The sequence below is a fragment of the Rhizobium leguminosarum genome (assembly GCF_001679785.1).
Taxonomy (GTDB): Bacteria; Pseudomonadota; Alphaproteobacteria; order Rhizobiales; family Rhizobiaceae; genus Rhizobium; species Rhizobium leguminosarum_R.
Genome location: NZ_CP016287.1, coordinates 1,200,570 through 1,226,598, shown reverse-complemented (window position 1 = coordinate 1,226,598; position 26,029 = coordinate 1,200,570). Strand labels below are relative to the sequence as shown.

At 58.4% G+C, this 26,029-nt stretch carries 20 protein-coding genes and 12 pseudogenes; 13 read left to right on the top strand and 19 right to left on the bottom strand.

Going from position 1 to position 26,029, the window contains the following annotated elements; genetic code table 11:
• The first annotated feature begins 12 nt into the window (after positions 1-12).
• Positions 13-303 carry a hypothetical protein gene (locus tag BA011_RS30245; RefSeq protein WP_065283482.1) on the top strand — a complete coding sequence of 97 codons (291 nt, stop codon included), beginning with the start codon at positions 13-15 and terminating at the stop codon, positions 301-303.
• Positions 304-315: 12 nt separating this feature from the next.
• On the opposite strand, the pseudogene BA011_RS42700 reads toward BA011_RS30245, so the two are convergent.
• Positions 316-438, bottom strand: a pseudogene (locus BA011_RS42700) (IS6 family transposase); the annotation flags it as partial.
• Between BA011_RS42700 and BA011_RS30240 the strand changes: the two are divergent.
• Positions 418-603 (top strand): annotated as a pseudogene (locus tag BA011_RS30240) (integrase core domain-containing protein); the annotation flags it as partial. The pseudogenes BA011_RS42700 and BA011_RS30240 overlap by 21 nt on opposite strands.
• Positions 604-626: 23 nt before the next feature.
• Here BA011_RS30240 and BA011_RS30235 read toward each other — a convergent pair.
• Together BA011_RS30235 and BA011_RS30230 are read right to left on the bottom strand one after the other, a co-directional pair.
• Positions 627-1,391 (bottom strand): annotated as a pseudogene (locus tag BA011_RS30235) (recombinase family protein); the annotation flags it as partial.
• Between the two features lie 31 nt (positions 1,392-1,422).
• Positions 1,423-1,707, bottom strand: a complete 285-nt coding sequence (locus tag BA011_RS30230; protein ID WP_420493416.1) for a LexA family protein — start codon at positions 1,705-1,707, stop codon at positions 1,423-1,425.
• Between the two features lie 28 nt (positions 1,708-1,735).
• Here BA011_RS30230 and BA011_RS30225 point away from each other — a divergent pair, with 28 nt between their 5' ends.
• Positions 1,736-2,851, top strand: a complete 1,116-nt coding sequence (locus BA011_RS30225; protein ID WP_065282351.1) for an IS630 family transposase — start codon at positions 1,736-1,738, stop codon at positions 2,849-2,851.
• 14 nt (positions 2,852-2,865) lie between these two features.
• Here BA011_RS30225 and BA011_RS30220 read toward each other — a convergent pair.
• Positions 2,866-4,170 (bottom strand): annotated as a pseudogene (locus BA011_RS30220) (recombinase family protein); the annotation flags it as partial.
• Positions 4,160-4,357: a hypothetical protein gene (locus tag BA011_RS30215; protein WP_065283481.1), complete on the bottom strand. Its 198-nt coding sequence runs from the start codon at positions 4,355-4,357 to the stop codon at positions 4,160-4,162. The gene BA011_RS30215 and the pseudogene BA011_RS30220, both read right to left, overlap by 11 nt.
• 330 nt (positions 4,358-4,687) lie before the next feature.
• On the opposite strand from BA011_RS30215, the gene tnpA (BA011_RS30210) reads away from it, so the two are divergent.
• Both tnpA (BA011_RS30210) and tnpB (BA011_RS30205) read left to right on the top strand, forming a co-directional pair.
• On the top strand, positions 4,688-5,050 hold the full coding sequence (gene tnpA, locus BA011_RS30210; RefSeq protein ID WP_065283480.1) for an IS66-like element accessory protein TnpA: 363 nt from the start codon (positions 4,688-4,690) through the stop codon (positions 5,048-5,050).
• Positions 5,047-5,214: an IS66 family insertion sequence element accessory protein TnpB gene (tnpB, locus tag BA011_RS30205; RefSeq protein ID WP_080739709.1), complete on the top strand. Its 168-nt coding sequence runs from the start codon at positions 5,047-5,049 to the stop codon at positions 5,212-5,214. The genes tnpA (BA011_RS30210) and tnpB (BA011_RS30205) overlap by 4 nt, the downstream gene beginning before the upstream one ends.
• A gap of 12 nt (positions 5,215-5,226) precedes the next feature.
• Here the strand turns inward: tnpB (BA011_RS30205) and BA011_RS30200 are convergent, their stop codons facing one another.
• Entirely contained in the window at positions 5,227-6,594 is a 1,368-nt protein-coding gene (locus BA011_RS30200) for a recombinase zinc beta ribbon domain-containing protein (protein WP_237352724.1), read from the bottom strand.
• 119 nt (positions 6,595-6,713) lie between these two features.
• Between BA011_RS30200 and BA011_RS30195 the strand changes: the two genes are divergently transcribed.
• On the top strand, positions 6,714-7,697 hold the full coding sequence (locus BA011_RS30195) for an IS5 family transposase (RefSeq protein ID WP_065283479.1): 984 nt from the start codon (positions 6,714-6,716) through the stop codon (positions 7,695-7,697).
• A gap of 196 nt (positions 7,698-7,893) precedes the next feature.
• On the opposite strand, the gene BA011_RS44535 is transcribed toward BA011_RS30195, so the two are convergent.
• The 3 genes and pseudogenes from BA011_RS44535 to BA011_RS42690 all read right to left on the bottom strand — a co-directional run.
• On the bottom strand, positions 7,894-8,169 hold the full coding sequence (locus BA011_RS44535; protein ID WP_186806582.1) for a hypothetical protein: 276 nt from the start codon (positions 8,167-8,169) through the stop codon (positions 7,894-7,896).
• The gene (locus tag BA011_RS46370; RefSeq protein WP_335727686.1) at positions 8,088-8,456 is read right to left on the bottom strand and encodes an ABC transporter substrate-binding protein; all 369 of its coding nucleotides are present in this window, start codon (positions 8,454-8,456) and stop codon (positions 8,088-8,090) included. Before BA011_RS46370 ends, BA011_RS44535 begins: the two co-directional genes overlap by 82 nt.
• 41 nt (positions 8,457-8,497) lie before the next feature.
• Positions 8,498-8,653, bottom strand: a pseudogene (locus BA011_RS42690) (IS6 family transposase); the annotation flags it as partial.
• Positions 8,654-8,704: 51 nt separating this feature from the next.
• Between BA011_RS42690 and BA011_RS42685 the strand changes: the two are divergent.
• Positions 8,705-8,837, top strand: a pseudogene (locus BA011_RS42685) (IS256 family transposase); the annotation flags it as partial.
• A 10-nt stretch (positions 8,838-8,847) separates the two neighbouring features.
• Here BA011_RS42685 and BA011_RS30175 read toward each other — a convergent pair.
• The 3 pseudogenes from BA011_RS30175 to BA011_RS30165 all read right to left on the bottom strand — a co-directional run.
• Positions 8,848-9,574 (bottom strand): annotated as a pseudogene (locus BA011_RS30175) (IS630 family transposase); the annotation flags it as partial.
• Between the two features lie 163 nt (positions 9,575-9,737).
• Positions 9,738-10,943: pseudogene (tnpC, locus tag BA011_RS30170) on the bottom strand (IS66 family transposase); the annotation flags it as partial.
• Positions 10,944-11,448: 505 nt separating this feature from the next.
• A pseudogene (locus BA011_RS30165) lies at positions 11,449-12,531 on the bottom strand (recombinase family protein); the annotation flags it as partial.
• 492 nt (positions 12,532-13,023) lie between these two features.
• Here BA011_RS30165 and tnpC (BA011_RS30160) point away from each other — a divergent pair.
• Positions 13,024-14,668, top strand: a protein-coding gene (gene tnpC, locus BA011_RS30160) for an IS66 family transposase (protein WP_151343658.1) whose coding sequence is annotated in 2 segments (ribosomal slippage) — positions 13,024-13,995 and positions 13,997-14,668 — 1,644 coding nt in all. Because the reading frame shifts where the segments join, the coding sequence is not laid out codon by codon here.
• Here tnpC (BA011_RS30160) and BA011_RS30155 read toward each other — a convergent pair.
• Together BA011_RS30155 and tnpC (BA011_RS30150) are read right to left on the bottom strand one after the other, a co-directional pair.
• Complete coding sequence (locus BA011_RS30155; RefSeq protein WP_041365332.1) at positions 14,637-14,882, bottom strand: DUF6429 family protein; 246 nt, start codon at positions 14,880-14,882, stop codon at positions 14,637-14,639. The two genes, tnpC (BA011_RS30160) and BA011_RS30155, sit on opposite strands and share 32 nt — an antisense overlap.
• A gap of 233 nt (positions 14,883-15,115) precedes the next feature.
• Positions 15,116-16,702 (bottom strand): IS66 family transposase, encoded by a 1,587-nt coding sequence (tnpC, locus tag BA011_RS30150; RefSeq protein WP_065283475.1) that lies wholly within the window; start codon positions 16,700-16,702, stop codon positions 15,116-15,118.
• Between the two features lie 507 nt (positions 16,703-17,209).
• Between tnpC (BA011_RS30150) and BA011_RS30145 the strand changes: the two genes are divergently transcribed.
• Positions 17,210-19,297 (top strand): recombinase family protein, encoded by a 2,088-nt coding sequence (locus BA011_RS30145; RefSeq protein WP_065283428.1) that lies wholly within the window; start codon positions 17,210-17,212, stop codon positions 19,295-19,297.
• Here BA011_RS30145 and tnpB (BA011_RS30140) read toward each other — a convergent pair.
• Positions 19,285-19,590: an IS66 family insertion sequence element accessory protein TnpB gene (tnpB, locus tag BA011_RS30140; RefSeq protein WP_065283474.1), complete on the bottom strand. Its 306-nt coding sequence runs from the start codon at positions 19,588-19,590 to the stop codon at positions 19,285-19,287. The genes BA011_RS30145 and tnpB (BA011_RS30140) overlap by 13 nt on opposite strands.
• Positions 19,571-19,993: an IS66-like element accessory protein TnpA gene (tnpA, locus tag BA011_RS42675; RefSeq protein ID WP_151343628.1), complete on the bottom strand. Its 423-nt coding sequence runs from the start codon at positions 19,991-19,993 to the stop codon at positions 19,571-19,573. The genes tnpB (BA011_RS30140) and tnpA (BA011_RS42675) overlap by 20 nt, the downstream gene beginning before the upstream one ends.
• 82 nt (positions 19,994-20,075) lie before the next feature.
• On the opposite strand from tnpA (BA011_RS42675), the pseudogene BA011_RS30135 reads away from it, so the two are divergent.
• Positions 20,076-20,849: pseudogene (locus BA011_RS30135) on the top strand (recombinase family protein); the annotation flags it as partial.
• Between the two features lie 37 nt (positions 20,850-20,886).
• Here the strand turns inward: BA011_RS30135 and BA011_RS30130 are convergent.
• Positions 20,887-22,089, bottom strand: coding sequence for an IS256 family transposase (locus tag BA011_RS30130; RefSeq protein WP_065283473.1), 1,203 nt, complete (start codon positions 22,087-22,089; stop codon positions 20,887-20,889).
• Positions 22,090-22,148: 59 nt separating this feature from the next.
• On the opposite strand from BA011_RS30130, the pseudogene BA011_RS30125 reads away from it, so the two are divergent.
• Positions 22,149-22,343: pseudogene (locus BA011_RS30125) on the top strand (IS5/IS1182 family transposase); the annotation flags it as partial.
• A 54-nt stretch (positions 22,344-22,397) separates the two neighbouring features.
• On the opposite strand, the pseudogene BA011_RS45400 reads toward BA011_RS30125, so the two are convergent.
• A pseudogene (locus BA011_RS45400) lies at positions 22,398-22,487 on the bottom strand (IS6 family transposase); the annotation flags it as partial.
• Positions 22,488-22,511: 24 nt separating this feature from the next.
• Positions 22,512-22,703, bottom strand: coding sequence for a hypothetical protein (locus BA011_RS44530; protein ID WP_186806601.1), 192 nt, complete (start codon positions 22,701-22,703; stop codon positions 22,512-22,514).
• An 894-nt stretch (positions 22,704-23,597) separates the two neighbouring features.
• Between BA011_RS44530 and BA011_RS30115 the strand changes: the two genes are divergently transcribed.
• Together BA011_RS30115 and BA011_RS30110 are read left to right on the top strand one after the other, a co-directional pair.
• Positions 23,598-24,689, top strand: coding sequence for a 2-aminoethylphosphonate--pyruvate transaminase (locus BA011_RS30115; protein ID WP_335727685.1), 1,092 nt, complete (start codon positions 23,598-23,600; stop codon positions 24,687-24,689).
• Positions 24,682-26,019, top strand: a complete 1,338-nt coding sequence (locus BA011_RS30110; RefSeq protein ID WP_064244959.1) for an O-acetylhomoserine aminocarboxypropyltransferase/cysteine synthase family protein — start codon at positions 24,682-24,684, stop codon at positions 26,017-26,019. The genes BA011_RS30115 and BA011_RS30110 overlap by 8 nt, the downstream gene beginning before the upstream one ends.
• The last annotated feature ends 10 nt before the right edge of the window (positions 26,020-26,029 follow it).

The following is a 26,029-nucleotide window of genomic DNA, read 5'->3' as shown; positions in this document are numbered from 1 at the left end:
GAACGAGGCATCATGGGCTACCGCAACTCTGCCCTCTACACACTGAAATATGTCGCAGCGATGCTTGGTGAGGACGAAGACTTCTTGCGAGAATGTTCGATTGAGATGTTCGCTGAAGATGGCTCCTTGTGTGCATATGATGACTATCCGGCCTCGGAGCTCAGCGAGCACATCATCTTGTTCACCCAAGTGGGGATTGAAAACCTTCAACAGATTATCCGCAATCTTCGCGGAATTGGCGACCCGCCATCGAAACCAGTGGCAGAAAGAAATCGCAAAAAGCCTCCGCTACTGCGGTCCTGACCGGATGGTTACGATGGTCTCGTAGGAAACGACGATCCCGAAATCGAGCAGCATTTCCTCGACATCGCGCAGGCTCAGATCAAAGCGAAAGTAGAGCCAGACAGCACGGGCTACGATTTCGATCTTTGGGCCTATGCCAAGGGTGTGACCTTGGACTTCTCACGTCCGGGAAAGCCGACGGACAATGCCTTCATCGAAGCATTCAACGGCCGCTTCCGAGCCGAATGTCTGAACCAGCATTGGTTCCTGACCCTTGCGGATGCCCGCGAAAAGATGGAGGATTGGCGCAGAGACTACAATCCCGTTTCATAACACCCATCTTTCTATGTAGTTGAAGGAAATAGGCTTTTCTGATTTTGGTGCGATCCCGCGGGGTATTTCGGGTTTTGTCGGGCGCGATCAGCGATCTGCTGGGCTTGCTGGGTAGTGAGTTTTAACCGGCTGAAGATCCACGGACCGTTCGGCAAGGGATGAACGCCCTCGATCTCGCCGGCCTCAGCGGCCAGTCTCAACGTCTTTGGCGCGACACTGAGCAGTCGTGCCGCATTTCCCAGATTGAGCCAAGGCTCGATCCCGTCCGTCTGCGGACGGAAGACTGGGATCTTGCGATATGACCGGAGTGCCGTGACACGCTCGCGGGTCCAGCGATTGCCATTGCCGGTCGTCAGTCCATTGCGGTTGAGGACCCCGGCAATTACATCGTCGTTGGCAATGAGGGCGAGCTGTTGCACCGCCTCAATGATATCGTCGGGAGTAGCGTTTCTTTGGCCGCGATGCCTCTTCGGCAGCCGCAGTTGCGTATGGACACCGCCAACCCAGTGGATTGCGAGGACGATCTCGGAGGTTACGTCGTCGAGGTCGGCGATCACTTCATGAATGACCGTGCGCACGATGCGTTTCTTAAGCCTGGCATCGGTCGATGGCGCTGCCCAGACGGCACGAAGGTTCCCCGCAAGGGCTGCCATCTCTGATGTCGACATCGGCGATGGTTGAGGCGTCGCACCTTCATGGCCGGCAATCTTATTCTCGATCTCGCCGACGCGAGCGAGAGTCTTGTTCCACCGCGCTTCAAGTTCCGACGCCACTAGTACCACGCCACAGAGATTATGACGGTTTGTCTTATCGTAGAATTGGCAGGGCTTCTGGTGGGATGAGAAGTTGGATGCTGCGTGCGGCGCCTGGCACGCGAGATATAAAACCCGCCTTCTCGAGGGTCAGCACCATCTGGTGAACAGACGGAGCCGTAACGCCGAAGTGGCGACGCATGTCGGCTTCGGCCGGAGGCTGTTTGAAGATGCGGCTGTAGGCGTAGATGAAGGCCAGGTACTGGCCTTGGATCTGCGTAAGGCCCCGTCTTGCCGTTGCGGCTTGCGGGTCAAGTGAGGGACTCATTTTGGGATTCATCTGCGTCTCCACGCTGAAGGAGGTGTCGATGAATATAAAGTTTCACATAGAGCTTAGCCAATCGGAACGTGACCAACTGGCCGCTTTGTTGAGCGGGGGGTGCCACAGGTCGCGCAAGATCAAGCGCGCCCAGATCCTGGTCGCAGCGAACGAAGGCTTCAGCGACGAGGTGATCGCGGCAACCTTGAACGTCAGCGGATCGACGATTTACCGGACCAAACGCCGGTTTGTGGAAGCCAATCTGGAAGGGGCGCTCAGCGAAGAACCGCGCCCGGGTGTTGAGCGCAAGCTATCGAGCAAGGAGGAGGCGCTGTTGGTAGCGACCGCCTGCTCAAAGCCGCCGCCCGGGCGAGCCCGCTGGACCCTGGAGCTTCTGGCAGATGAGATGGTCCGGCTCACCGATCATGACCAGTTGTCCTCGGAGACCGTGCGTCGCCGGCTGGCTGAGAACCATCTCAAGCCTTGGCGCAAAGACATGTGGTGCATCCCAAAGATCGATGGGGAATACGTCGCGCGCATGGAGGATGTTCTCGACCTCTACGCAGAAACGCCTGATCCACAAAGGCCCGTGGTCTGCTTCGACGAGAGCCCGACCCAACTCATCGGCGAAGTGCGCGAGCCCATTGCGGCCAAGCCTGGCCAGCTTGAACGCTACGATTGCGAGTATCGCCGAAACGGCACGGTCAATCTGTTTGTCTTCATGGACGCCCACCGGCCCTGGCGCAGGGTGAAGGTCACCGATCGGCGAACCAACCAAGACTTCGCCGAGTGCATGCGCGAACTGGTCGACGTCGATTATCCCGACGCGCCGATCATCCGCGTGGTGATGGACAACCTCTCCACTCATTCCGCCGGGGCGCTTTACGACGCATTTCCCGCCCCGCAAGCTCGAAGGGTGCTGAAGCGACTGGAGTTCCACCACACGCCCAAGCACGCCAGTTGGCTCAACATGGTCGAGATCGAGATCGGTGTCCTGCGTAGCCAATGCCTCGACCGTCGTATCGACAACAAAGACACCATAATCGCCGAAGTCGCAGCCTGGGAGCAGCAACGCAACGCCCACGGCGCAAAGATCCAATGGATGTTCACAACCGAAAATGCCCGCAAAAAGCTCCGTAAAGCTTACCCCGTCAAAGAGTCATAATCTCTGTGGCGTGGTACTAGCCGGTTCTCAGGATCAGCCGCGTCATATTGCCGGAATGCCCGGTCGGCGGCATAGCGTGCAGCCTGAAGATCGCGCTGGAGGGCGTCGCGGACCTGGTCACGTTGGCTGCTCATATTGCGTTCCGCCTCGGCGGCGGCGGCAATGGCTCCCGGTTCGACCACCCCGAGTAGCGCCTCTTCGATCGCGTCATCGACCCGCAGGCCGCCGAAGGCGATGCAGCGTGGTTCGCCATTGTCGAGCAGACCACGCCAGCAGGAATAGCGCGGAATGTTATGGTTGTTCCCTGTGTAACGAACCGTCAGCTTCCGGCCGCACCTTTTGCAGCGGAAAAGGCCGGCAAGCAGGGCGTCGCCATGCTTCGCCGCTCCATGATGGCGGCTCGCGGGTACATTGTCGCTGACCATCTTGCGGATCTCCTCCGCCCGTTCCCAACTGACATAGCCGTCGTGCGCATCCGGGATCAAGGCAAGCCATTCATCACGCGACTTGCGGCGAACTCCAGATCGGCCACCGTATGATGACACAGAACGACTCTTACCATAAGCATAGGCGCCGCCGTAGATCGGGTTCGCAATCATCCGGTGGATGGTCGCATAGTTTGGCCTGCGCCAGAGGACATCCCCATTGGCACGCCTGACAGGCAGTTCCAGTCCATGTTCGAGGAACCATAGCAGGGCCTGCCTTGCACTTCCGAGTTGGGCGACCTTGTTGAAGACCAATGTAATGGCTTCCTGAACACGTCGATCGGGATCTTTCTCGATCCTGTCACCTGCCTTTACGAAGCCGACCGGGGTAGCGACGACAAGCTCGCCACGGCGGGCCTTCTCGTAGCGTGCGGAAAGGGAACGCTGACGTAGAAGATCGAGTTCATATTCGTTGAGGCTACCCTTCAGTCCCAGCAGTAGGCGGTCATTACCCTGGCGCGGCGCATAGACCGCTTCCTGGTCGATTAGAACGGTATCAACGACACGGCACATCTCGATGAGTTGTTGCCAGTCTCGGCTGTTGCGGGCAAAACGCGATACCTCTCGTGCCGCAACCGCCCCCACCTTGCCAAGGCAGACCTCGGCGACCATCCGGTCAAAACCAGCGCGGGTTACACCACCTGCCGCCGAACGACCAAGATCGTCATCCACCGTCTCAATGCGCGACCAGCCAAGTGCTGTCAGGCGATCGCGCATGGCGTATTGAAGAGCACTGCTTTCGCGATTGTGCAGAACCTGATGGACCGAGGACTGCCGGACATATAGGATCGCCTTGCGCTCCAGGTGGTGTGGCCCGATTTTCTCATGCATCATCACCGGCCTCCTTCTGGTGCGAGGAGCTCTCGCCGTTTGCGTGGTCGACGAGCAGTCGCGCTATGAGTGCCGTCAGTGTCCGACGCGCCTCCTCCGGCAACTGCTGCCATTGCGGGATTACTGCTGTCTTCCTGCTGTGTAGACCCGAAAACAGATCGAACTGATATGTCCTGGACTGGTGTGGCATCGACATCCCTCCGACTCGCTTCGTGAGAGACCAATGCTGCGCTCATCTTCGTCGATTGTGATGGGCCACCTGCCTCTTCAAGCAACCCGGCCAAGGCGTGGAGGCTGGCAAGTTCAACATGCGCAAACGGCATGGTGCGCCAAGCCGCACTCAGAGACCGGTCGAACATCCATGCTGGAACTTCCAGAGTTCGACCAGAGGAAGCGCCGGAAAGGCTGCAACGGAAGTGAGCGTCCGGTGAGCGGTTTTTGCTGATCGGGCAAATCAGGCGATGTTCTGGCATTAGAACCAGCATTAGTGCTGACATTAATACCAGATCAAAGAGGTTTCATGGCTCGAATTGAGATCATGTCCGGTACTGAGCGCAGACGGCGCTGGTCGGACGAGGCGAAACTGAGGATATTGGCGGAGGCGGATGAACCTGGCGCTCGCATTGGTGATGTGGCTCGCCGGCATGACATTCATCCTGGGCAGATCCGCTTGTGGCGGCAGTCATTCAGCTATGTTGACCGACCTGCGATGTTCCTTCCGGTTGAGATCACCGAGGAGGTGGGCGTAAGCCAGGCGTCTACCACGCTACCGAGGCCAGCGGTTGTCGAGATCTTGCTCCGAAACGGTCGGTGCTTGAAGGTTCCGATTGACGTTGAACTGAAGCTGCTTATGTCGCTGGCGGCCTGTCTGGAGGCGGCATGATCGGGCCTTCGGGGAATGTGCGTGTCTATCTGGCCTGCGGGGTGACGGATATGCGGCGTGGCATTGATGGTCTATCGGCGCTGGTCGAGACGGCGATCAAGGAGGCACCGGGCTCCGGCGCGATCTTCGGCTTCCGCGGAAAACGCGCACAGTGCGCTTCATAATGCATCCCTCCATCAGATTCCGGGCAACCGGACGACTTTATCGTATTGATAATCTTCATAAAACTTCGGGCGTCGATCGATGACACCCTGCACCCCTATCCGGACGGCTTCCGAGGATAATGCTTCGACGGGAACCATCCACGGTGAGCCGGGAAGGATTTGCGTTGCAGGTAAAATTCCTCTCTGCACCAGGCTTTTGGCCGATCCGACGCAAATACCGAGTTTCTCCGCCGCTTTCATCAAGCTGATCATCGGTACGTCCACTTTGGTGGCATCATATTCGGGAATTCCCAGGCGCTCGCGCATGTCACGAACACGCACGGTCGTCCAGCTCTCGCCATCACCTGTCTTGCAAAGCATCCGATTGAGGGAGACCGCGAGTTCCCGATCTGGCCAATGTCCGCCCAGTTTGCGCAGTGCCTCAACGGCCGATGGTGCGAGCTCGGCAGGATATCTTCCGGTCTTGACGCGCGCGACACGCACCTCTGTGTGCCGACCGCCGGTCCAATGGATTAATAGCACCGCCTCGTTGGTCGCATCATCGAGATCGCAAATAATCTCCTGAACCAGGATGTGGATGAGCCGCTGCTTCGTTCGCGTCTCCGTCGAGGGCGCATTCCATACGGTCGGCAAATCCTGGGCAAGCTGCAGGAGTCGGCCACGATCGATGACGGGGCGCGCTGCTGACAGCGCGGATAGGTCCTTGATCTTGCGCTCAAGCACGCCTACTCGCTCCAGGGCATCATTCCATCGGGCCTCCAGTTCGCGTGCAACATGCCGCTTGGCCGGGTCCACAAGCTCATACCTGCGACTGGCCAACAGCGCTTCGTAGCGTGCGCCTTCGAGGTCCCGCTCGATTGCCGCAATAACATCTCTTCGGGACCGCTCGACTTGATCCGAGGCGAAGATTGCCGCTTCGACAGCACGGTCCGACACCGCTTCTAAAATCTGCATCGCAACGGCGCGGTCGACCCTGACGCCGCCAATGCCTATACAAAGGCCGACACCCACATGAGCATCGTCGCCGCGGCATTGATAGCGATGCGCGTTGCCTTTTGCGCTGCCGTAGAAGACGCGCATCATTCGGCCGCAGCGACCGCATCGCATCAGTCCGGTCAACAGCGCACGGCCGCCACGCGCTGACTTGCGATCGCAATTCTTCTTCATGTGCGCGTTCTCGGCCAGAAGCTTATGGTTCTCCTCATACTCCCGCCAACTGATGTAGCCTTGATGATTGTCGCGCAGCAGCACGCTCCACTCATCCCTCGGCTTGCGCACCCCCGTAGCCTTGCGAGCGCGGCCATCGACGATCCGCGTTCGCTGCGCACGTCTTCCGAAGGCATAGGCGCCTGCGTAGAGTGGATTGTGGAGGATCTGCATGACGCTGTGATAGGCTGGTGCCTTCCAGACAAGCTTACAGACGAGCGTTGGTGCATGGATCCTTTGTCAACGGTTTGGCGATAGGCAGGCAGGATCGAAATCAGTTTGATCCGAGTGCCATGCCGTACAAACACAACGCCGATCGTCGTCATCACGTCGGAAAGATGAAATTCAGGGTGACGAATTGGCGTGACTACGAAGCAGGTCTGCGCCGGCGTGGTAGCCTGACCTTATGGGTAACGCCGGAGGCACTGGCAGGATGGCGCGCTCCGCGACGCAAGACCCGCGGCGGCCAAGCCCAGTATTCCGATCTCGCCATTGAGACTGCGCTGACGCTGGGTTGCGTCTTCGCAATGCGGCTGCGCCAGACCGAGGGATTGCTCCACTCGCTGCTGGATCTCATGGGGCTGAAAGTCCCAGTTCCAGATCATACGACGCTGAGCCGTCGGGCACAGAAGTGGGAGCCATCAGCCCGACGAAACCCGCCGCTGCCGGACGGCCCGCTGCATGTGCTTGTCGATAGCACGGGATTGAAAGTCTACGGCGCCGGGCAGTGGCTGGAGCAAAAACATGGCGCCAGATCACGTCGCACCTGGCGCAAGCTGCATCTGGCAGTGGATGCCAAAAGTGGCGCGATCATTGCCCATGGGCTGACAGACCAGAAAACGGATGATCCTTCCCAGGTGGCACCGCTGCTCGATCAGATCGACGGCGAGATCGACCAGTTCACGGCCGACGGAGCCTATGACGGCAAACCAACCTATCGGTCTATCCTGCAGCACAGCGCAACCGCGAACATCGTCATTCCACCGCGTTCCACGGCGGTGGAAAGCGGTGATACCGGACCGCCTGGTCAAAGGGACAAGCACATTGCCGCAATCGCAAGCGACGGTCGGCTGAAATGGCAGGCAGCCGCCGGCTACGGCAAGCGTGCGCTGATCGAAACCGCCATCGGACGATACAAGGGGCTGATCGGATTGCGCCTGCGGGCCCGCTCCTTTCCGGCTCAACAGACCGAGGTTGCCATCGGTTGCATCGTTCTCAACCGCATGCTGGCATGTGGACGCCCGGAGTCTGTCCGGCGTCAAGTCACGCAGGCATAACCAACTACATCAAAGATCGAAATGCCCTCGATTTCATATCCGCGCACCAACGCCCTCGCGCATACCTGCTTCCTGAAGCGCGCGAAGCTGGATCTTCTCAGCGAGCGCTTTACGCTCATCGAGATTCGTCAGTTCGGCGAAATTTGCTCGCATCGTCTCGATATCCGCGTCACAAGGCCAACCGAACCACGCCTTTTCACAATTGGATCGCACTCCCAGATGACCAACCGGCTCGAGGAAATCGAGACCGCCAGGGCCGGAAATGAAGATCGACCATCCGCCGGCAGTGACCGGCTCCTTGCTTGCACGATTGGCTTGTGACGGTTGCCCAGTCCATCGCCTCGACCTTGGTTTTGATGCCGATTTCCTGGAGCAACTGGTCGGCGACTGTCACGAACGCATGGATGTTGGTATTTTCGGTCGCATCGAGTAGGACCGCAGGGGTGCCGTCGTAACCGCTTTCGGCGACCATTTTTGGCCTTTTCCAGATCCGAAGGGAAACCCGCTTCCGTAGGGTGACGAGCAGGTGTAGAAGGACTTGCATGCCTTGCCCAACGATGGATCGCTGATGACCGCTGCCAGAAAATCATCCCCGTTTACCGCGTACAGCAATGCTTCGCGTAGCTTCACATTGTTGAAGGGCGGCTGGATGGTGTTGAGACGGATTTGCTGAGCGACGCCGATGTCGTCCTGCTTGGCGACCGTTACGCCCTTCGTCTCCTTGGCCAATGGTATCAGGTCAGCAGAGGGCGATGTCACGTTGTTTGATCAAAGTCGGAACAGGGCGCTTGTCTGAGACGTCAGGCGGTTGCGCCGGTCACGGCTTTCCACTGCGCCATTGCGCGGATCCGATGGATGTGGATGGCGAGGGCTGAGTTTTTCTGGTGCGGGGGGACGAAGAGATTTCGGAGTGCCGAAAAGATCGATATGAACCGTTGCAAGCCGCCGAGGGACTGTCAGGAATTCTGTGCGGGGTGCCATGATGATGAAAAGGAGAGAATCATCACATGGCTATCGAAAAAGAACTTCTGGACCAGCTTCTTGCGGGACGTGATCCGTCCGAGGTTTTTGGGCAAGGACGGCTTGCTGGATGACCTGAAGAGGGCGCTTTCGGAGCGCATTCTCAATGCCGAGCTAGAGCGGGATTGTTTTATGTCCGTTCATACCCGGCTTCCTTGAAGTAGTTTTGGCACTCTTCGGCGAGACGGTTTGAAGGGTTGCTGCCAGCGCCTTGTCGATGGCCTGTCGGGTTCGGGCCTGCGCCTTGCGCAGCTCGTGCTTGATCTTGGCAAAGAGCTTTTCGGTCGGATTGAGATCGGGGGAATACTGCGGCAGGAAGAACAGTCGGGCGCCGGCCTTGCGGATGGCGGCGCGGATCGTTCTGGCCTTATGCGAGCCGAGATTATCCATGACGACGATGTCCGCCGGGGTTGAGCTCCGGTACCAGCACCTTCTCGACATAGATGCGGAAGCGTTCGCCATTGATCGGGCCGTCGATGATCCACGGTGCGCTGACGCGGTCGGCCCTGAGGGCTGCGACAAAAGTCATGGTATTCCAGTGACCGAAGGGCGCATGGCCCAACAGCCGTTCGCCGCGCGGCGCCCAGCCCCTGAGCGGCGTCTTATTCGTCTTCGTCCCGTTCGGCGGGCAATTGATTCACTGGATCGATTGCTGATCCGCCTCACCGTCGATAAAGACGAGGCGAGATGTGTCGATGCGATAGCGATGCTTCAGCGAACGCGCCCGCCGGGCGGCAACATCGGGCCGCTCGCGCTCGCTGGCGACCAACGTCTTTTTTATAACTCAGCCCTTCCTCATGCACGAAGGTCCGGACGGCGCTGTAATCCACTTTCAGGCCGCGCTCTCCCAGTTCCGCCGTACGCATCCGAGTTGGGCCGCATTGTGGAGTGAGTGAGAGTGTGGATGCTCTGTCTATATAGACGTATGCGGCGTCTCCACCCCATTGATTTTGCGGTTGTAGCGGTCAGGTCTATCGCTTGCGGATTTTCTGTGAGCTCATCGAAGAGTCCCGGACGAGCTCACTGTGAGGCGCTGGTCCGGCAGTGCGCATAGGCCCACGGCATGAGTGCGTCGATATCTTTGGCGAGATGACCGTTGGCGAGGCTGATGAAGAGATCTCGCAGGTAGGCGTAGGGTTCGACACCATTCATTTTGCAGCTTCCGATCAGGCTGGCAAAGCGGGCCCAATTTCGGCCACCCTCGTCATGCCCGGCAAACAGCGCGTTGCGGCGGTTCATGGCCGGGCTGCGGATCGCGTTTTCGACCAGGTTTGAATCGATGTCGACGCAGCCGTCATCGAGGAAGAGCCGGAAGCCATCCTGGCGTTTGAGCATATAGGCCATAGCCTGACCGAGGTCGGACTTGCGCGAGACGCGCGCGGCTTGAGCGGACAGCCAGGTGAAGAACTCATCCACCAATGGGCGGGACAGGTGTTGGCGGACAGCCCGGCGATATTCGGGATCACGGCCTCGGATGCCGTCTTCAATCTTGTAAAGAGCGGCGATACGTAACAACGCCTCATCGACGATGGGCGAACCTTTCTTCGGCTTGGCCTTGATCAGTTTTCTGCGGCCATGCGCCCAGCAGAAGGCCAGCTTTAGCGGATCACCGCCCGTGCGGTCCAGCGTGGCGAGGTGCGAGTAGCCACCATAGGCATCGACCTGGATCGTGCCGTTGAAGCCGTCGAGGATTTCTGCGGCATATTCGCCTTTACGCCCAGGCCGGTAGTGGAAGACCACGCCCGTCGGCGCAGAGCCGTTCCAACCGCGATCATCGCGCAAAACAGCCCACAGATAGCCAGTTTTCGTCGTGCCGCGGCCCGGATCCAACACCGGGGCCGTAGTCTCATCGACATAAAGTCTTGAACTGCCCTGATTCAGGATCATGGCCATGCGGTCTACCACCGGCGCGATCGCAGCACCCGTTCGGCCCATCCAATCGGCCAGGACCGTACGGTCGATCGGCACTCCGTGTCGGGCCATGACTGTCGCCTGACGGTTGAGCGGCATATGTTCGGAATGCTTGGACACGGCGATCTGCGCCAACAGGGCTTCGGTCGGCCAGCTACCTTCCAGCAAATGCGCCGGCGCTCTGGCCTGTACCACGCCCGTGCGGCCCTTGGGACAAGAGTATTTCGGGCGGATCGTGACGATCACCTGATAGCAAGCCGGAATTTGATCGAGCCGTTCCGTCCGATCTTCGCCGATCGGCGCCGCCACGCCACACGATCCTCGCCAAAGCAACGTCGCGCTCACCGCGGTCAAGGACGACTTTTTCGACAAGGCACCGCAATAGTGCCTTGCGATGAGCGTCGGTCGTCGCATCGTTGGCCCAGATTTGGGGAAGGCTATCGAATAACGCAACGACCTTGTTGTTGAGGTCTTTGCTAAACCCAGTGCGCTTGGCGGGTTCAGTCGATGCTCGTTGGGCAACGGCATCTTCAGCAGCGCGAAGTTCGCTCAACGCTGCTTCCCATCGACGCTCGAGTTCGGAGGCGACCAGACGATTATCAGGGTCAACGCGATTGAACTGGCGTTCTGCCAGCGCCGCGGCGTAGCGCTTGCGCTCAAGCTCCCGTTCAGCGCCAGCGCGCAAGGCCTTGTTGACCTGCTGTTGTGCCTGCCGAGCCCGCGCTAGCGCGTCAAGCTCCCCAGGCGCCAACGCGGCCAGGAAAGCGTCCGCCACAGCTGCATCGATCTGAGCCGCACGGACACGCTGGCAGTCCGGCAGGCCAGAGTGGGAATGCAGGTGGTTGCAAGCATACTCTCCGCCACCTTTATAGCGGACGTACATCTTGTAGCCACATCGCCCGCACCAGGCGATGCCGTGCAACAGCAATTCGCCATCACGGGGAGCTCCCCTGGTTTTGGCACGCATGTATTCGGCTCTGTTGTCTCGCACAATATCGCGGATCTTCTCATAGGTTGACCAGTCGATGTAGTGGGGGTAGCGATCCTTCACGATGATCCGCCAGTCTTTAATATCCTTGGGTGTTTTCGCCTCTGAACCGCCGTCACGCCCGGCGGCGCGAAAGCGGGTCCGTCCATAAACGAAGGCACCGGCGTAGGCGGGATTCTTCAAGATCCGGGCCACCGCCGAGACCGTTGCTCGCGCCCAGCGTAGTTCGCCAAACCGGTCGCGGCGCGGCAGGGGAAGGTCCCGATCATTTAGGACGCGCATGACCTTGGCGACGGTCCGGAACTTCAGGAATGTCCGGAACACAAGCTCCAGCCGTTCCTGAACACCTAGATCAGGATCTTTTACGACCACCCCGCTCGCATCGCGCACCAAACCAACCGGCAGCATGAGGGCAAGCTCGCCGCGCTCAGCCTTGGCAAGCAGACCTGCGGTCAAACGGCTCCGGATTGTATGCAGCTCAAGCTCTGAGATGGTTCCCTTCAGACCGAGAAGCAAACGACCATTGGCGCTGCCGGGATCATAGACGCCATCGCGATCGGCAATGAGGCAGCCGCGCAGGCCGCAGATATCAAGCAGCGGATACCAATCCGAACAGTTGCGAGCAAGTCGGGTCACGTCGATCGACAGGATCAAACCGATCTCACTCAGACCAACCCGTCCGACGAGTTCCTTAAAGCCGTTCCTGCCGGTCGTAGAGGCCCCACTGATGCCGAGATCGGCATCGATAACGTCAATATCGGCTTCATGCCAGCCAAGTTCACGAGCGCGCTCGCGGAGCGCGTACTGTAGCCGTAGGCTCTCTTGATTGCTTATGACTTGATGCGGTGTCGACTGACGGACGTAAACAACCGCTCTGCGTGCCAGATGGGTGGGCTTGACCAGTTCGGACTTCATGACATACCTCCGCCAGAACTGCGGCGACGTCGTCGAGAATCTGACGCCGCAACGCGGGTGATAACGTCGCCCACAGGTTCTTCGGTTCGATCATCATGACCTTCGAGAGTTTCCGCCACCGCGATAAGATCCCGAACTGCCTCAACGCTAAGTTTAATCTGATTCGTGGCTTCGACATATCCCTGTGTCGCTGACACGGGTATCAGCAAGGTCGATCCACCACGATGTTCAACCTCATACGAAGGCGCGAAGTTGCCGCCTCTACGTCCCACCTCACGGATTACATTAAAGGAGCGTCCAAATAACGGATGGCTCGGATCCAGCACCTCGATCTTGTCCGGTGATGATTCGTCAGACTCACAAGCAGGGATATTTCTGTAGGCCGTCGCTATCCGGAATTGACTGGCGAGCCCCTCAGGAAACCTGGCGTCCGACACGGGTTTGAGCGCCTTCTTCATTGAATTCGTTGAAGAAATATGTTCCTATGTTGCCATGTCGTTGCCGCCGCTTTCCCTTCCTGACGATCTTGCCAGCGCCCACGCCGCGCTGCTGGCAGAACGCGAGGCGCGATTGCACGCCGAGGCCGAAGCGACCAAAGCCAAAGCAGAGCTTTCCAGCATCGAGGCGCTCAACGCCCATCTGCAATTGCTGATCGCCAAGTTGGAACGCGACAAACACGGTCCGAGCCGGGAGCGCACCCAGCGGCTGATCGACCAGATGGAACTGCAGCTCGAAGAGCTGGTCGCCGACGCGACCGAGGACGAGCTCGCTTCAGGAACGTCTGCCGCCAAAACCCAAGCCGTGCGTGCCTTCACCCGCAAGCGACCAGTGCGCAAGCCTTGGCCAGAGAATATCGAACGCGAGCGCGTCATCACCGCAGCCCCCACGGCCTGCGATCACTGCGGCGGCGAGCGGCTGTCGAAGCTGGGTGAGGATACCACCGAGACGCTGGAGGAGATCCCGCGCCGCTTCAAGGTCGTGGAAACGGTGCGGGAGAAGTTTACCTGCCGGGACTGCGGTTGCATCAGCCAGGCTCCCGCACCCTTCCATGCAACACCACGCGGCTTCCTCGGCCCCAACCTTCTTTCCACCATCGTCTTCGACAAATTCTCCGAGCACCAACCGCTCAACCGCCAAAGTCGACGCTTTCGCAGCGAAGGGATCGATCTGTCTACCCAGACGCTTGCCGACCAGGTTGGTTACGTCAGCGCCGCCGTCAAACCGCTGTTCGATCTTATTGAGACCCATTTGTTTGCGGCCGAGCGGTTGCACGGCGACGACACCACCATCCCGATCCTCGCCAAGGGGCAGTGCATCACCGGCCGCATATGGACTTACGTTTGCGACGACCGGCCATTTGGAGGGCTCGCGCCGCCAGCCGCCGTCTTCTACGCCTCAAGCAACCGGCGTGGCGAACATCCGCAACGACATTTGGCCGAGTTCACCGGTATCCTGCAGGCCGATTAACTACAATGGCTTCAATCCGCTCTTTGACCGGAGCAGGAAACAAATCCCGGTGACGCCGGCCTTCTGTTTTGCCCATGCGCGGCGAAAGTTCTTCGAGCTGGCCGACGTCTCTCGCAGTGCGCGCCGGGGTAAGGGCGCACGGCCTGTCTCGGCGACGGCGTTGGAAGCGGTTAAACGCATCGACGCGTTGTTCGCCATCGAGCGCGAGATCAACGGTCGGAGTGCCGAAGAGCGCCTTGCCGTGCGCCAGGAAAAGAGCAAGCCGCTGCTCGACGAACTGGAGGCTTGGTTCAGGCTGGAACTCGAAGGCCTGTCGCGATCCTCACCGGTGATTGAACCCATCAACTATATGCTGTCGCGCTGGGCCGACTTTGCCAGATACGCCGACGACGGCAGGATCTGCATGACGAATAACGCGGCGGAAAGAGCCCTGCGCGGGGTTGCATGTGGAAGAAGAAACTGGAGCTTCGCCGGATCCGAGCGGGGCGCCGACCGGGCGGCCATCATGCTGACCCTTATTACGACGGCCCGCCTCAACGACATCGACCCGAAGGCTTGGCTCGCAGATGTGCTGACGCGCATCGCAGATCTTCCCGTCTCCCGCCTGCGTGAGCTCTTGCCTTGGGAATGGAAGAGGATCAAGGCGGTGGCGATATCGGTTGCCGCGTAAACAGCGTCCGAAACAGCTCCTCCGACCGCCGCAGACCCTCGTCCGTCAGCACCAGCGACTTCGACTTGTTCACCGGGTCGCCGATCATGCCCTTCTGATGCAAGCGATCCGTCGTTGCCCAGTCAAAGCCCTTCCAGGCACAACGCTCGTTATGCAGCGTTAGCCACAACAGCGCCAAAACGGCATCGTCGATCTTGTCCTCATCGATCTCCATGAACCCGACGTTACCACGCACGACTGCAAAAATCCTGCGGTCCACCTCGGATGCGTACGCTTCAGCGTTCGGCGCTGCTTGCGCGACCGTCCGGCCTCGGTCTTTAGCCAGCCAGCCAGTTTGTCGGCAAAAGGATCAAGCTTGCTCGGTCGTTCGTAAGCGCTATTTTCGATGCGCATTGACGGCTGCAGCACCGCTGAACCGCCCTGTATCAGTGGGAATATCCTGCCCTATTAGGCGGTAGTGGTTTTGGAGAAGTTGAACGGTAGCAGGTCGTCGATGTCGGCCGCTTCGCTTCGCTGCGGCAAATCAGTGAGCACGTGGCGCAGCCAGGTGAGTGGGTCGACGCCACAGGCGCGGCAAGTCAGCATCAGACTGTAGATCATGGCGCTGGCCCTGGCTCCGTCAGCGGTGTCGCTGAACAGCCACGATTTTCTTCCGGTCGCAAAAACTCTGATGTCGCGTTCCAGAATGTTGTTATCGATCGGCATCCTGCCATCGGTGATATAGCGCGTCAGATAATCCCATTGGTTGAGAGTATAGGACACGGCATCGCCGAGCCTGGTATCCGGCACGACCTTCGGCGCGATGTTGTCGAGCCACGACTTGAGCGCGTTCAAGACAGGCAAGCTGTGCTGTTGCCGGAAACGGCGAATGCAGTCTGCTTTCGTCTCGCCGGCATCCGGGGCCTTATCTTTGGCCTGCTTTTCGATCCGGTAGAGCTGCTCGAAGAACCGGAGCGCCTGTTCCGGCGGTCCGCCTCCGTTCTTCCTGGTTTTGAGGGCCTCGACAAAGCGTCGCCTGGAATGCGCCATGCATCCGATATGTGTCGCGCCGTCAAATGTGCGCCAGACTGTGTAGCCATCGCTCATCAGTATGCCGCGGTAGTCGCCGAGGAATGCCTGTGGATGTATCTGGCCTCGGCCTGGTTGATAATCGAGAAGCACGATTGGTTCGTCACTGTCCTCGCCGCTGCGATAGGCCCACATGTACGACGTGCTGGTGGCTTCCTTGTCCTTTTCCTTCAGCACCTGAACTGTCGTCTCATCGCCATGAATGAGAGGCTGCGATCGCAGCCGGAGCTTCAGAGCGTCATAGATGCGATGCAGGTGCCTCTCGCTCGAACCGATCACCCAGTGCGCGAGAGCGCCTCGGCTGATTGGAACGCCGGCCCGTTCGAACGTTTGCGCCACGCGGTAGAGCGGCGTGCCGTCGACGTATTTGTGGACGAGTGCGAAGGCCAGCGTCGAGGCGGTGGCGATGCTGCCCGGCAGGGGTTGCGGCGGCATCGGTGCGATCACGACAGGCGTGTTGATCCCGGTGCGGTCGCAATGGCGGCAGGCGTATTTGAACCGCACATTCTGCAGAACCTTTGCCTTGACCTCGATATGGAGCTGCTCGGTAACGGCCTCGCCCATGCGATGCATTTGACTGTCGCAGCAAGGGCAAGCCTTTTGATCGTCGGGTAGATCGTATTCGACCCGCTCGCGCGGCAGGTCTTCCGGCAAGGGTCTGCGTCCACGCTTCTTTCCCGCCGCGCTATCGAGCGCCGGCAAGCCTGTATCCGGGAGATCGACGACGAGGCCATTGTCACGGTCATCATCGTCTGCAGCCTCTTCGGCCTCGTTGAAGATGCGATCAATATGCTTTTCGCTGCGGGGTGCGAACCGATGCAGCCTTGCGAGCGCAAGTTCTTCCTCCAGCTTAACGACCCGCCGTGACAGCGCTTCCTTCTCGGCTTTGAGCGCAGCGATTTCGGCGGCGCTTGCCGCCAACTGCGCCATCAGTTCTGCAACGTTCGGTTCGCCGGTTCGGGTCATCCCAGTTTTGAATCTGAGCCGCGTCGCCGCGTCAACCGATCAATTCACCAACTTCAGCCAGCGATCTGATACTGCCGCACGGGATGGCGCACTATCGCATCAATATCGATCCCGTCGAGCGACGGCCTACAGAAATATCCCTGCTTGTGAGTCTGACGAATCATCACCGGACAAGATCGAGGTGCTGGATCCGAGCCATCCGTTATTTGGACGCTCCTTTAATGTAATCCGTGAGGTGGGACGTAGAGGCGGCAACTTCGCGCCTTCGTATGAGGTTGAACATCGTGGTGGATCGACCTTGCTGATACCCGTGTCAGCGACACAGGGATATGTCGAAGCCACGAATCAGATTAAACTTAGCGTTGAGGCAGTTCGGGATCTTATCGCGGTGGCGGAAACTCTCGAAGGTCATGATGATCGAACCGAAGAACCTGTGGGCGACGTTATCACCCGCGTTGCGGCGTCAGATTCTCGACGACGTCGCCGCAGTTCTGGCGGAGGTATGTCATGAAGTCCGAACTGGTCAAGCCCACCCATCTGGCACGCAGAGCGGTTGTTTACGTCCGTCAGTCGACACCGCATCAAGTCATAAGCAATCAAGAGAGCCTACGGCTACAGTACGCGCTCCGCGAGCGCGCTCGTGAACTTGGCTGGCATGAAGCCGATATTGACGTTATCGATGCCGATCTCGGCATCAGTGGGGCCTCTACGACCGGCAGGAACGGCTTTAAGGAACTCGTCGGACGGGTTGGTCTGAGTGAGATCGGTTTGATCCTGTCGATCGACGTGACCCGACTTGCTCGCAACTGTTCGGATTGGTATCCGCTGCTTGATATCTGCGGCCTGCGCGGCTGCCTCATTGCCGATCGCGATGGCGTCTATGATCCCGGCAGCGCCAATGGTCGTTTGCTTCTCGGTCTGAAGGGAACCATCTCAGAGCTTGAGCTGCATACAATCCGGAGCCGTTTGACCGCAGGTCTGCTTGCCAAGGCTGAGCGCGGCGAGCTTGCCCTCATGCTGCCGGTTGGTTTGGTGCGCGATGCGAGCGGGGTGGTCGTAAAAGATCCTGATCTAGGTGTTCAGGAACGGCTGGAGCTTGTGTTCCGGACATTCCTGAAGTTCCGGACCGTCGCCAAGGTCATGCGCGTCCTAAATGATCGGGACCTTCCCCTGCCGCGCCGCGACCGGTTTGGCGAACTACGCTGGGCGCGAGCAACGGTCTCGGCGGTGGCCCGGATCTTGAAGAATCCCGCCTACGCCGGTGCCTTCGTTTATGGACGGACCCGCTTTCGCGCCGCCGGGCGTGACGGCGGTTCAGAGGCGAAAACACCCAAGGATATTAAAGACTGGCGGATCATCGTGAAGGATCGCTACCCCCACTACATCGACTGGTCAACCTATGAGAAGATCCGCGATATTGTGCGAGACAACAGAGCCGAATACATGCGTGCCAAAACCAGGGGAGCTCCCCGTGATGGCGAATTGCTGTTGCACGGCATCGCCTGGTGCGGGCGATGTGGCTACAAGATGTACGTCCGCTATAAAGGTGGCGGAGAGTATGCTTGCAACCACCTGCATTCCCACTCTGGCCTGCCGGACTGCCAGCGTGTCCGTGCGGCTCAGATCGATGCAGCTGTGGCGGACGCTTTCCTGGCCGCGTTGGCGCCTGGGGAGCTTGACGCGCTAGCGCGGGCTCGGCAGGCACAACAGCAGGTCAACAAGGCCTTGCGCGCTGGCGCTGAACGGGAGCTTGAGCGCAAGCGCTACGCCGCGGCGCTGGCAGAACGCCAGTTCAATCGCGTTGACCCTGATAATCGTCTGGTCGCCTCCGAACTCGAGCGTCGATGGGAAGCAGCGTTGAGCGAACTTCGCGCTGCTGAAGATGCCGTTGCCCAACGAGCATCGACTGAACCCGCCAAGCGCACTGGGTTTAGCAAAGACCTCAACAACAAGGTCGTTGCGTTATTCGATAGCCTTCCCCAAATCTGGGCCAACGATGCGACGACCGACGCTCATCGCAAGGCACTATTGCGGTGCCTTGTCGAAAAAGTCGTCCTTGACCGCGGTGAGCGCGACGTTGCTTTGGCGAGGATCGTGTGGCGTGGCGGCGCCGTGACTGATCTCCACGTCAAAATGAAAGTCAATTCCGTCGCCAAGCTCACGCGCGGTGAAGAACTGCGCGCGCGTCTGCTGGAGCTCGCTCTGACGGGCGTGCCCGACGATCAAATCGCTGAAATACTGACGCGCGAAGGACACCATTCACCCAATTGCGAGGACAAGGTTTTGCCGATCACAGTGCAACGCCTCCGCCTTGCAGCGGGCATCAAGGCAAAGGCGCAGCGCAACAGATGGACACACGAACCTACTTTGCTCAGCGCCGTACAACTGGCCGCCAGGCTCGATATTCCTGTCAATTGGATTTACGTCCAAATCAGGCGGAAGCGCCTGCTCATCGACCAGCAGTCAACCGGAGCATATTTGTTCCAAAATTCCCCAGCGGTCGTCAACGCGGTTCGCGACCTTCGTAACCGCACCATTAATCACCTCGATCTGAGAATCATTCAGCCTCACCAGGAGGGGCATCAACATGCGTAGTCGAGAATCCAGTGCAGTTGCTCGGTCGTCAGTGTAACCACCGGCACCTCTCGGCGCGGCCATCGGAACTTGTCTTCGGTCAACCGCTTCAGGATCAGCACGAAGCCCGAGCGATCGAAGAACAGCAGCTTCACCCGGTCACGCCGGCGGTTACAGAAGGCAAAAACCGCAGGAGCAAACGGGTCCAGCGCCATCGTCTCCTGGACCAGGACCGCAAGGCTGTTGATGCCCGCGCGGAAGTCGATCGGCTCTCGATGCAGGTAGACCTTGAGATCAGCGCCCAGTCTGAACATGACCCAACGCTCCTATGATTGCCGCCAGTCCATCGACATCGCTGTATTCTGCCGTCAGACTGACCCCGTTCGGCAGCAGCGCGCTCACCTTGGATGCATGAGAACGTTTTCCGAGCGGCTCCGCTTCCGTCAGTCGAGCGCTGGCAGAAGACGAGCAGATATCCGAAGCAATCTGAACCGGAACGAACGCCGAGACCGAAGTCAAAGCACGCTCTTGTTTAGCCCTCTTTACCCACTTCCGAACGAGATTGGCATTGACGCCGTGCTCCAGCGCCAGCCTTGAGACCGAAACGCCGGACTCTAAACACGCTGCGACAAGCTGATCACGCGAAGCAGGGTCATATCGACGACGGCCGTCGCGGCCAACAAGCCGCACCTGCAGTTTAGGAACATCTTCATCCATGATTTGGTGTCCACCTATTTTGGTGGACACCTCATGCCTGAGAGCACCGCGCTTCAGAAGGTGCGCAGAAATTCGCGCTTACCTTGGATGGTCACATATAGAGACGGTGGATGACGACCTTGGTCGTTCGGCCGCCGGCGGCGTGACCCGGGCTGGATTTGATCGGATGGTGGCGGAAGTCTGCCTTGGCAAGGTTGGCGCCGTGGCCGCGCGTGAGGTATCGCGCTTCGCCCGGAACAGCCGCGATTGGCAGCAACTCATCGAGATGTGCCGCGTTGTCGATACCGTCCTGGTCGACCAGGAAGCAGTTTATGCGCCCCGCCAGGGCAACGACCGCCTGCTCCTGGGTTTGAAGGGCAGCCTCAACGAGTATGAACTCGATCTCTTGCGTCAGCGTTCCCTTTCCGCCCGCTATGAGAAGGCTCGCCGCGGTGAACTCGTCGTCACTGTTCCGGCCGGCTTCGTAAAGGCCGGTGATAGGATCGAGAAGGATCCAGACCGACGCATCCAGGAAGCCATCGCACTCGTCTTCAACAAGGTCACCGAACTCGGGAGTGCCCGGCAGGCCTTGCTATGGTTCCTTGAGCAGGGGTTGGACCTGCCCGTCAGGTGCGCCAACGGTGACGTCATCTGGCGCAGGCCAAATTATGCCACCATCCACCGGATGATTGCGAACCCGATCTACGGCGGCGCTTATACTTATGGTAAGAGTCGTTCCGTACCGGGATACGATGGCCGATCTGGAATTCGCCGCAAGGCGCGTGATGAATGGCTTGCCCTGATCCCGGACGCGCACGAAGGTTACATCAGTTGGGAACGGGCGGAGGAGATCCGCAAGATGGTCAGCGACAATGTACGGGACTGTCAGGAATTCTGTGCGGGGGGCCGGTTCATTAGTTGAAGAACCGCTCGCCGAAGATGACGGCGAACTGTGTCTTTGCTTCGACCCATTCCCGCGGCGCGCGCTTCCATTGCTCTGCGGCGTTGTTGAGCACCAGATATAGCAGCTTCATGGCGGCTTCGTCACCAGGGAAATGCCCACGCGAGCGCACGGCCCGGCGAAGTTTCGAGTTCAAGGCCTCTATGGCGTTCGTGGTGTAAATGATGCGGCGGACACCTTCCGGGAAGGCGAAGAAGGGAACGACGTGTTCCCAATTGCGCCGCCAACTTTGAGAGATGGCAGGGTATTTCTGGCCCCAGTAGCCTTCCTCGAAGGCCTCCAGTGCCTTCAGGCCCGCCTCGGCATCTCTGGCACGGTAGATGGCTCTCAGCACCGGCATGACGGGCTTTCTATCCTTGTAGGAAACGAACTCCAAGGAATGCCGGATCAGGTGGACAATGCAAGTCTGCACGATCGTTTGGGGAAAGACGGCAGTGATGGCTTCGGGAAAGCCCTTCAGGCCATCGACCACAGCGATCAGGATGTCCTGGCAGCCACGGCTCTTCAGTTCGTTCATCACCCGCAGCCAGAACTTTGCCCCTTCCGTCTGCTCGATCCATAGCCCGAGGATTTCCTTGGTGCCGTCCGCAAGAATAGCGAGTGCGACATAGACGGCCTTGTTGCGAACGAAACCTTCGTCCCGGATTTTGACCCGGATGGCGTCGAAGAACACAAGGGGATAGCACAGCTCAAGCGGACGATTCTGCCACTCACCAACTGCCTCCAGAACGGTATCGGTCACCGCCGAGATCAGGTCTGGCGATACTTCGATGCCGTAGATTTCTTCGAGATGACCCTGGATCTCCCGCACCGTCATGCCGCGGGCGTACATGGAGATGATCTTGTCGTCGAAATCGGGAAAGCGGCGCTGGTATTTGGCGATCAGCTTCGGGTCGAACGTGCCGGCCCGGTCGCGCGGAATGGCCAGCGTCATTTTCGACGTTCCGGTCAAAACTGTCTTCCTCGAGGAGCCATTGCGCCGGTTGGCACAGGTCCCCTCGCTATGCTCAACATCGAGATGCTCGTCTAGCTCGGCATTGAGAATGCGCTCCGAAAGCGCCCTCTTCAGGTCATCCAGCAAGCCGTCCTTGCCGAAAACCTCGGACGGATCACGTCCCGCAAGAAGCTGGTCCAGAAGTTCTTTTTCGATAGCCATGTGATGATTCTCTCCTTTTCATCATCATGGCCCCCCGCACAGAATTCCTGACAGTCCCGATGGCTTGGCAGAAATCCACCGGCTATAACCAGCGCAGCCGGGTGGAGACCCAGATGGGTAGATGGAAGACGGTCATTGGGCCAAAACTCAAAGCGAGGAACTTCGACAATCAGAAAACAGAAGCCCAGATCGGCGTCCACGTTCTCAACCGGATGACTGAACTTGGCCGTCCAGAATTCCGGCGTGTTGTATGAAAAATCCCAAGGGTGGGGTTATCTCGCACAGAATCTGATCCCTGCAACACGTCCCAACGGGAACCGGAAATACAGCCAGACCGCACGGGCGATAATCTGCGGTGGAAAGCGGTGGTTCTTGTAGCTGATGGTCGATGAGGTCATCTCAACCGAATTATCCGCCACCCGTTAAGTTGCCGACAACGTGACATCGCCGTCCACTCGGCGGGCATTCAGGATCGCGACGGAGCGGCACTTGTCTTCGACAAGCTGGCCAACCGCTTTCCATTCATCGAAAAAATCTGCGGCGATGGCGGCTATCAGGGCCCAACGGTCGAAGAGACAAGCCCGCGACCGATGGAGATTATCAAACGCAATCAAGCCGGTTTCCAGGTGCTGGCGAAGCGATGGATCGTCGAACGAACGCTGGCTTGGCTCGGCATAAACCGCCGAATGGCAAAGGATTTCGAGCGCTTCTCAGCCACAAGCCTCGCCTTCATCCAAACCGCAATGATCAAGCTCATGACCAGAAGGCTCGCTCGATATCCCCTTTCTTGAATAGACTCTAAGTTTACGCTGCCTCCATGAACGCTCCATCCAGCCTCCACGGGACTTGAACCTACTCTGTACATTATAGACGCCAACAAGGAGACGCACAATGATGACGAGACCATGCGCCGTTCGCAATCTCTTCGTTCCAGATCACACAGAACCTTCTGCCAACCAAATTCGCAATCACCGACTGCCGCAGAAGCCATTCAGAAGACGAGATCACCAGCGTGTATTGTCCGACAGATGGAACACGCGCCGCGTTTTGAAATCGAAGCAACTCGAGCTGATCCTTAACACGCTCATTCCTGGCGCACGAAGCGGGGGAAAACACTGTGGAGAAGAAGAGCATGACCTCTAGTTTGAAGTGCGGCTCTCCAGCCCCGGTGATCGACGTGCAGGACTGGCTGCGTGACCCTAGCGAAAATCAGCTCCGCTTAGCGCTGTGACCAAGCTATAAATACATCTTAGAATAGCATTAGCTTATGCTGACTAAAGATTGTTTTTATAAAAAGATAGGAGACAAGGTCGCTACGCAAGTCGAATGCCCACGAAAGAAGCAAGCGACGGATCAACGACACAAAGTGTCGCTTTGGTCAGTGTTTTGCCAGTTCTCCAGGGCTGCGCGCCTTATGTTCATTCCTGATCGGAGGATTTTGATTGCAAAATCAAGTACGTCTATTCACACCCGGACCGCTTTGCCTGTCGCCCTTCGTCAAGGAGGGAATGCTGTTCGATATCGGGTCGAGAGATGCGGCCTTCAAGCGTATTACTCAGGAGATTCGCGATCAGATCCTCACCATCGCGCAGGCTCACGGCAGTCATACGGTTATTCCGATACAGGGGAGTGGTACCTTTGCCGTTGAGGCGGCGCTCACCACATTCATCGGTCGCGGGGACAAAGCCCTCGTCTGCATCAACGGCCAGTATGGTGAGCGTATACTCACCATGCTGCGGCGTAATGGTCTGGCCTTCGAAACGCTGGTGACGCCTGTAACGGAGGTGCCTGACGTCGCACTGGTGGCGGATCGGCTGGCAACCGATCCAGAAATTACCCACTTGTGCTTCGTGCATTGTGAAACGACCACGGGCATTCTGAACCCATTCAGCGCCTTGATCAATGTTGCCAGAGCAAATGGCGTCGTCACGATCGTCGATTCCATGAGTGCATTCGGCGGTATCGCGGTAAATGCGCAAACAGACAGGTTCGACGTCCTGATTTCCTCAGGAAACAAGTGTCTGGAGGCGCCGCCGGGACTGGCATTTGCAATCGTTGCAAACACGCTTCTCAACCGTAAGTCGACTCACGCAACCACCTACTCCCTGGATCTCTATGATCAGTGGTTGTCGTTCGAGAGATCGGGGGAGTGGCGTACCACTCCTCCGACGCACATAGCGCAAGCGCTCCACCGTGCGCTTTCGGAGCATTCGATGGAAGGCACAGAGGCTCGATGGGCACGCTATGATCGCGTCAGAGAGCGCCTAACAAAAGGCCTTAGGCCATTCGGCATCACGCCCATTCTCAGACAAGAGCTCCAATCGCCGATTTGCCTCGCTCTTCAAGCCAAGCATTGGATATCCGATCAAGAAAGCTTTGAATATTTCTATAACTTTCTCGCCGCAGATCAGATCTACATCTATGCGAAACTGCACGCGCCATCCCAGACCTTTCGTATTGGCTGCATCGGGCAGATCCAAGATGACTGGCCAGATCGTCTGATCGACCGAGTTGAGCGTTTTGCGCCGACGGTCGCCCGCCGGGATTTTTCCAGAAAATTCGCGTGTAGCAGCCTCTCCAGGGAGCAAATCAATGCTTGATTTCATACCAAATCCCCAAGCGTCCAAATGGGAAAATCCGGAAACTGCAGTTCTCCATGCTGGCTTCAGGCACGATCCGGCGACAAGGGCGGTAAGCGTTCCCATTTACCAGAATACAGCATATGAGCTCGACGGAAATCTCTCCAAGATCGCTGACATCTACAACGTCAAGGCAGATGGATATACGTACACGCGGATTATTAACCCGACGACGCGTGCCTTGGAACGACGTTTCGCGGCGGTTGATAGGGGCCTCGATTCTCTTGCTGTCGCATCTGGGCAGGCAGCCACGTTTCTCGCCCTAGTGAATTTGTGCAGCGGTTACCCTGGCGGAAATATTGTGGCTTCAAAGTTTCTCTATGGCAACTCTTGGAACCTATTGCACAATACTTTTCGACGTTTGGGTATCGAGGCGCGGAGCGCCGATCCCAACGACCCTTCAAGCTTCGAAGCTCAAATCGACGACCGGACGCTTGGTCTTTTCGGCGAGTGCGTCTCGAACCCGAGTCTGGTGCCGCTTCCAATACGCGAGCTGGCGGAAATTGGCCGCCGGCACGGAATTCCGTTAATCGTGGACAATACAACGACACCTCTCGTTTGCAGTCCGGCAAGGTTGGGCGCAGCATTCTCCACCTATTCCGCAACGAAATATATTTGCGGCCACGGGACGACTCTTGGAGGATTGATCGTCGATCATGGCAATTTCGCTTTCGACGAATTTCCTGATCGATTCCCCCTGATGAACGGGCCCGACGATGCGCATGGCGACATCTTGTGGCATGAGGCGATTACAAATCTGGACGATCTGGGTAGCAGCCCGTTTCTTCTTAAGGCCCGCATGACTTGGTTGCGCGATACCGGCGCATGCTCGAGCCCCTTCAATAGCTTTCAGCTCATTCAGGGACTCGAAACTCTTCCCTTGCGTATGCGTCGCCATAGCGAAAATGCTTTGGCCGTAGCCTACATGCTGCGCAGTCACCCCAAGGTCAGGGCAGTCATCTACCCGGCTTTTTTCGAAGGGCGTCAAAGAGAGGTCGCCGCCGAGCTTTTCGATCCCCAGTACGGCCATGGCGCGATGCTGACCTTTGACGTTGGCGATGCCGCAGCCGGACGCAAACTCATCGAAAGCGTCAGCCTCGCCTATCATGTTTCCAATGTCGGGGACGCCAGAACACTTATCACCCATCCCGTTTCCACCACCCATACGACCGTGCCGCGCGAGAAGCGCTTGGCAGCTGGAATCGATGACGGCACCATCCGCCTCTGCGTTGGTATCGAGCATTCTGACGATATCATCCGTGACCTGGCGGGTGCATTGGCCGCGCTGTAAATGAGCTAAA

Bases quoted from the DNA above. Each gene is read 5' to 3' on its own strand.
- BA011_RS30230 (WP_420493416.1), bottom strand. From the start codon at position 1,707: ATGAATCCCAAAATGAGTCCCTCACTTGACCCGCAAGCCGCAACGGCA.
- tnpC (WP_065283475.1), bottom strand. From the start codon at position 16,702: ATGACCCGAACCGGCGAACCGAACGTTGCAGAACTGATGGCGCAGTTG.
- BA011_RS30245 (WP_065283482.1), top strand. From the start codon at position 13: ATGGGCTACCGCAACTCTGCCCTCTACACACTGAAATATGTCGCAGCG.
- BA011_RS30130 (WP_065283473.1), bottom strand. From the start codon at position 22,089: ATGGCTATCGAAAAAGAACTTCTGGACCAGCTTCTTGCGGGACGTGAT.
- BA011_RS30155 (WP_041365332.1), bottom strand. From the start codon at position 14,882: ATGGAGATCGATGAGGACAAGATCGACGATGCCGTTTTGGCGCTGTTG.
- BA011_RS44535 (WP_186806582.1), bottom strand. From the start codon at position 8,169: ATGGTCGCCGAAAGCGGTTACGACGGCACCCCTGCGGTCCTACTCGAT.
- tnpA (WP_065283480.1), top strand. From the start codon at position 4,688: ATGGCTCGAATTGAGATCATGTCCGGTACTGAGCGCAGACGGCGCTGG.
- tnpB (WP_080739709.1), top strand. From the start codon at position 5,047: ATGATCGGGCCTTCGGGGAATGTGCGTGTCTATCTGGCCTGCGGGGTG.
- BA011_RS30200 (WP_237352724.1), bottom strand. From the start codon at position 6,594: ATGCAGATCCTCCACAATCCACTCTACGCAGGCGCCTATGCCTTCGGA.
- BA011_RS30215 (WP_065283481.1), bottom strand. From the start codon at position 4,357: ATGCCACACCAGTCCAGGACATATCAGTTCGATCTGTTTTCGGGTCTA.
- BA011_RS30225 (WP_065282351.1), top strand. From the start codon at position 1,736: ATGAATATAAAGTTTCACATAGAGCTTAGCCAATCGGAACGTGACCAA.
- tnpB (WP_065283474.1), bottom strand. From the start codon at position 19,590: ATGTTCAGACTGGGCGCTGATCTCAAGGTCTACCTGCATCGAGAGCCG.
- BA011_RS30110 (WP_064244959.1), top strand. From the start codon at position 24,682: ATGCTTGATTTCATACCAAATCCCCAAGCGTCCAAATGGGAAAATCCG.
- BA011_RS30195 (WP_065283479.1), top strand. From the start codon at position 6,714: ATGCCGTACAAACACAACGCCGATCGTCGTCATCACGTCGGAAAGATG.
- BA011_RS30145 (WP_065283428.1), top strand. From the start codon at position 17,210: ATGAAGTCCGAACTGGTCAAGCCCACCCATCTGGCACGCAGAGCGGTT.
- tnpA (WP_151343628.1), bottom strand. From the start codon at position 19,993: ATGGATGAAGATGTTCCTAAACTGCAGGTGCGGCTTGTTGGCCGCGAC.
- BA011_RS30115 (WP_335727685.1), top strand. From the start codon at position 23,598: ATGCTGTTCGATATCGGGTCGAGAGATGCGGCCTTCAAGCGTATTACT.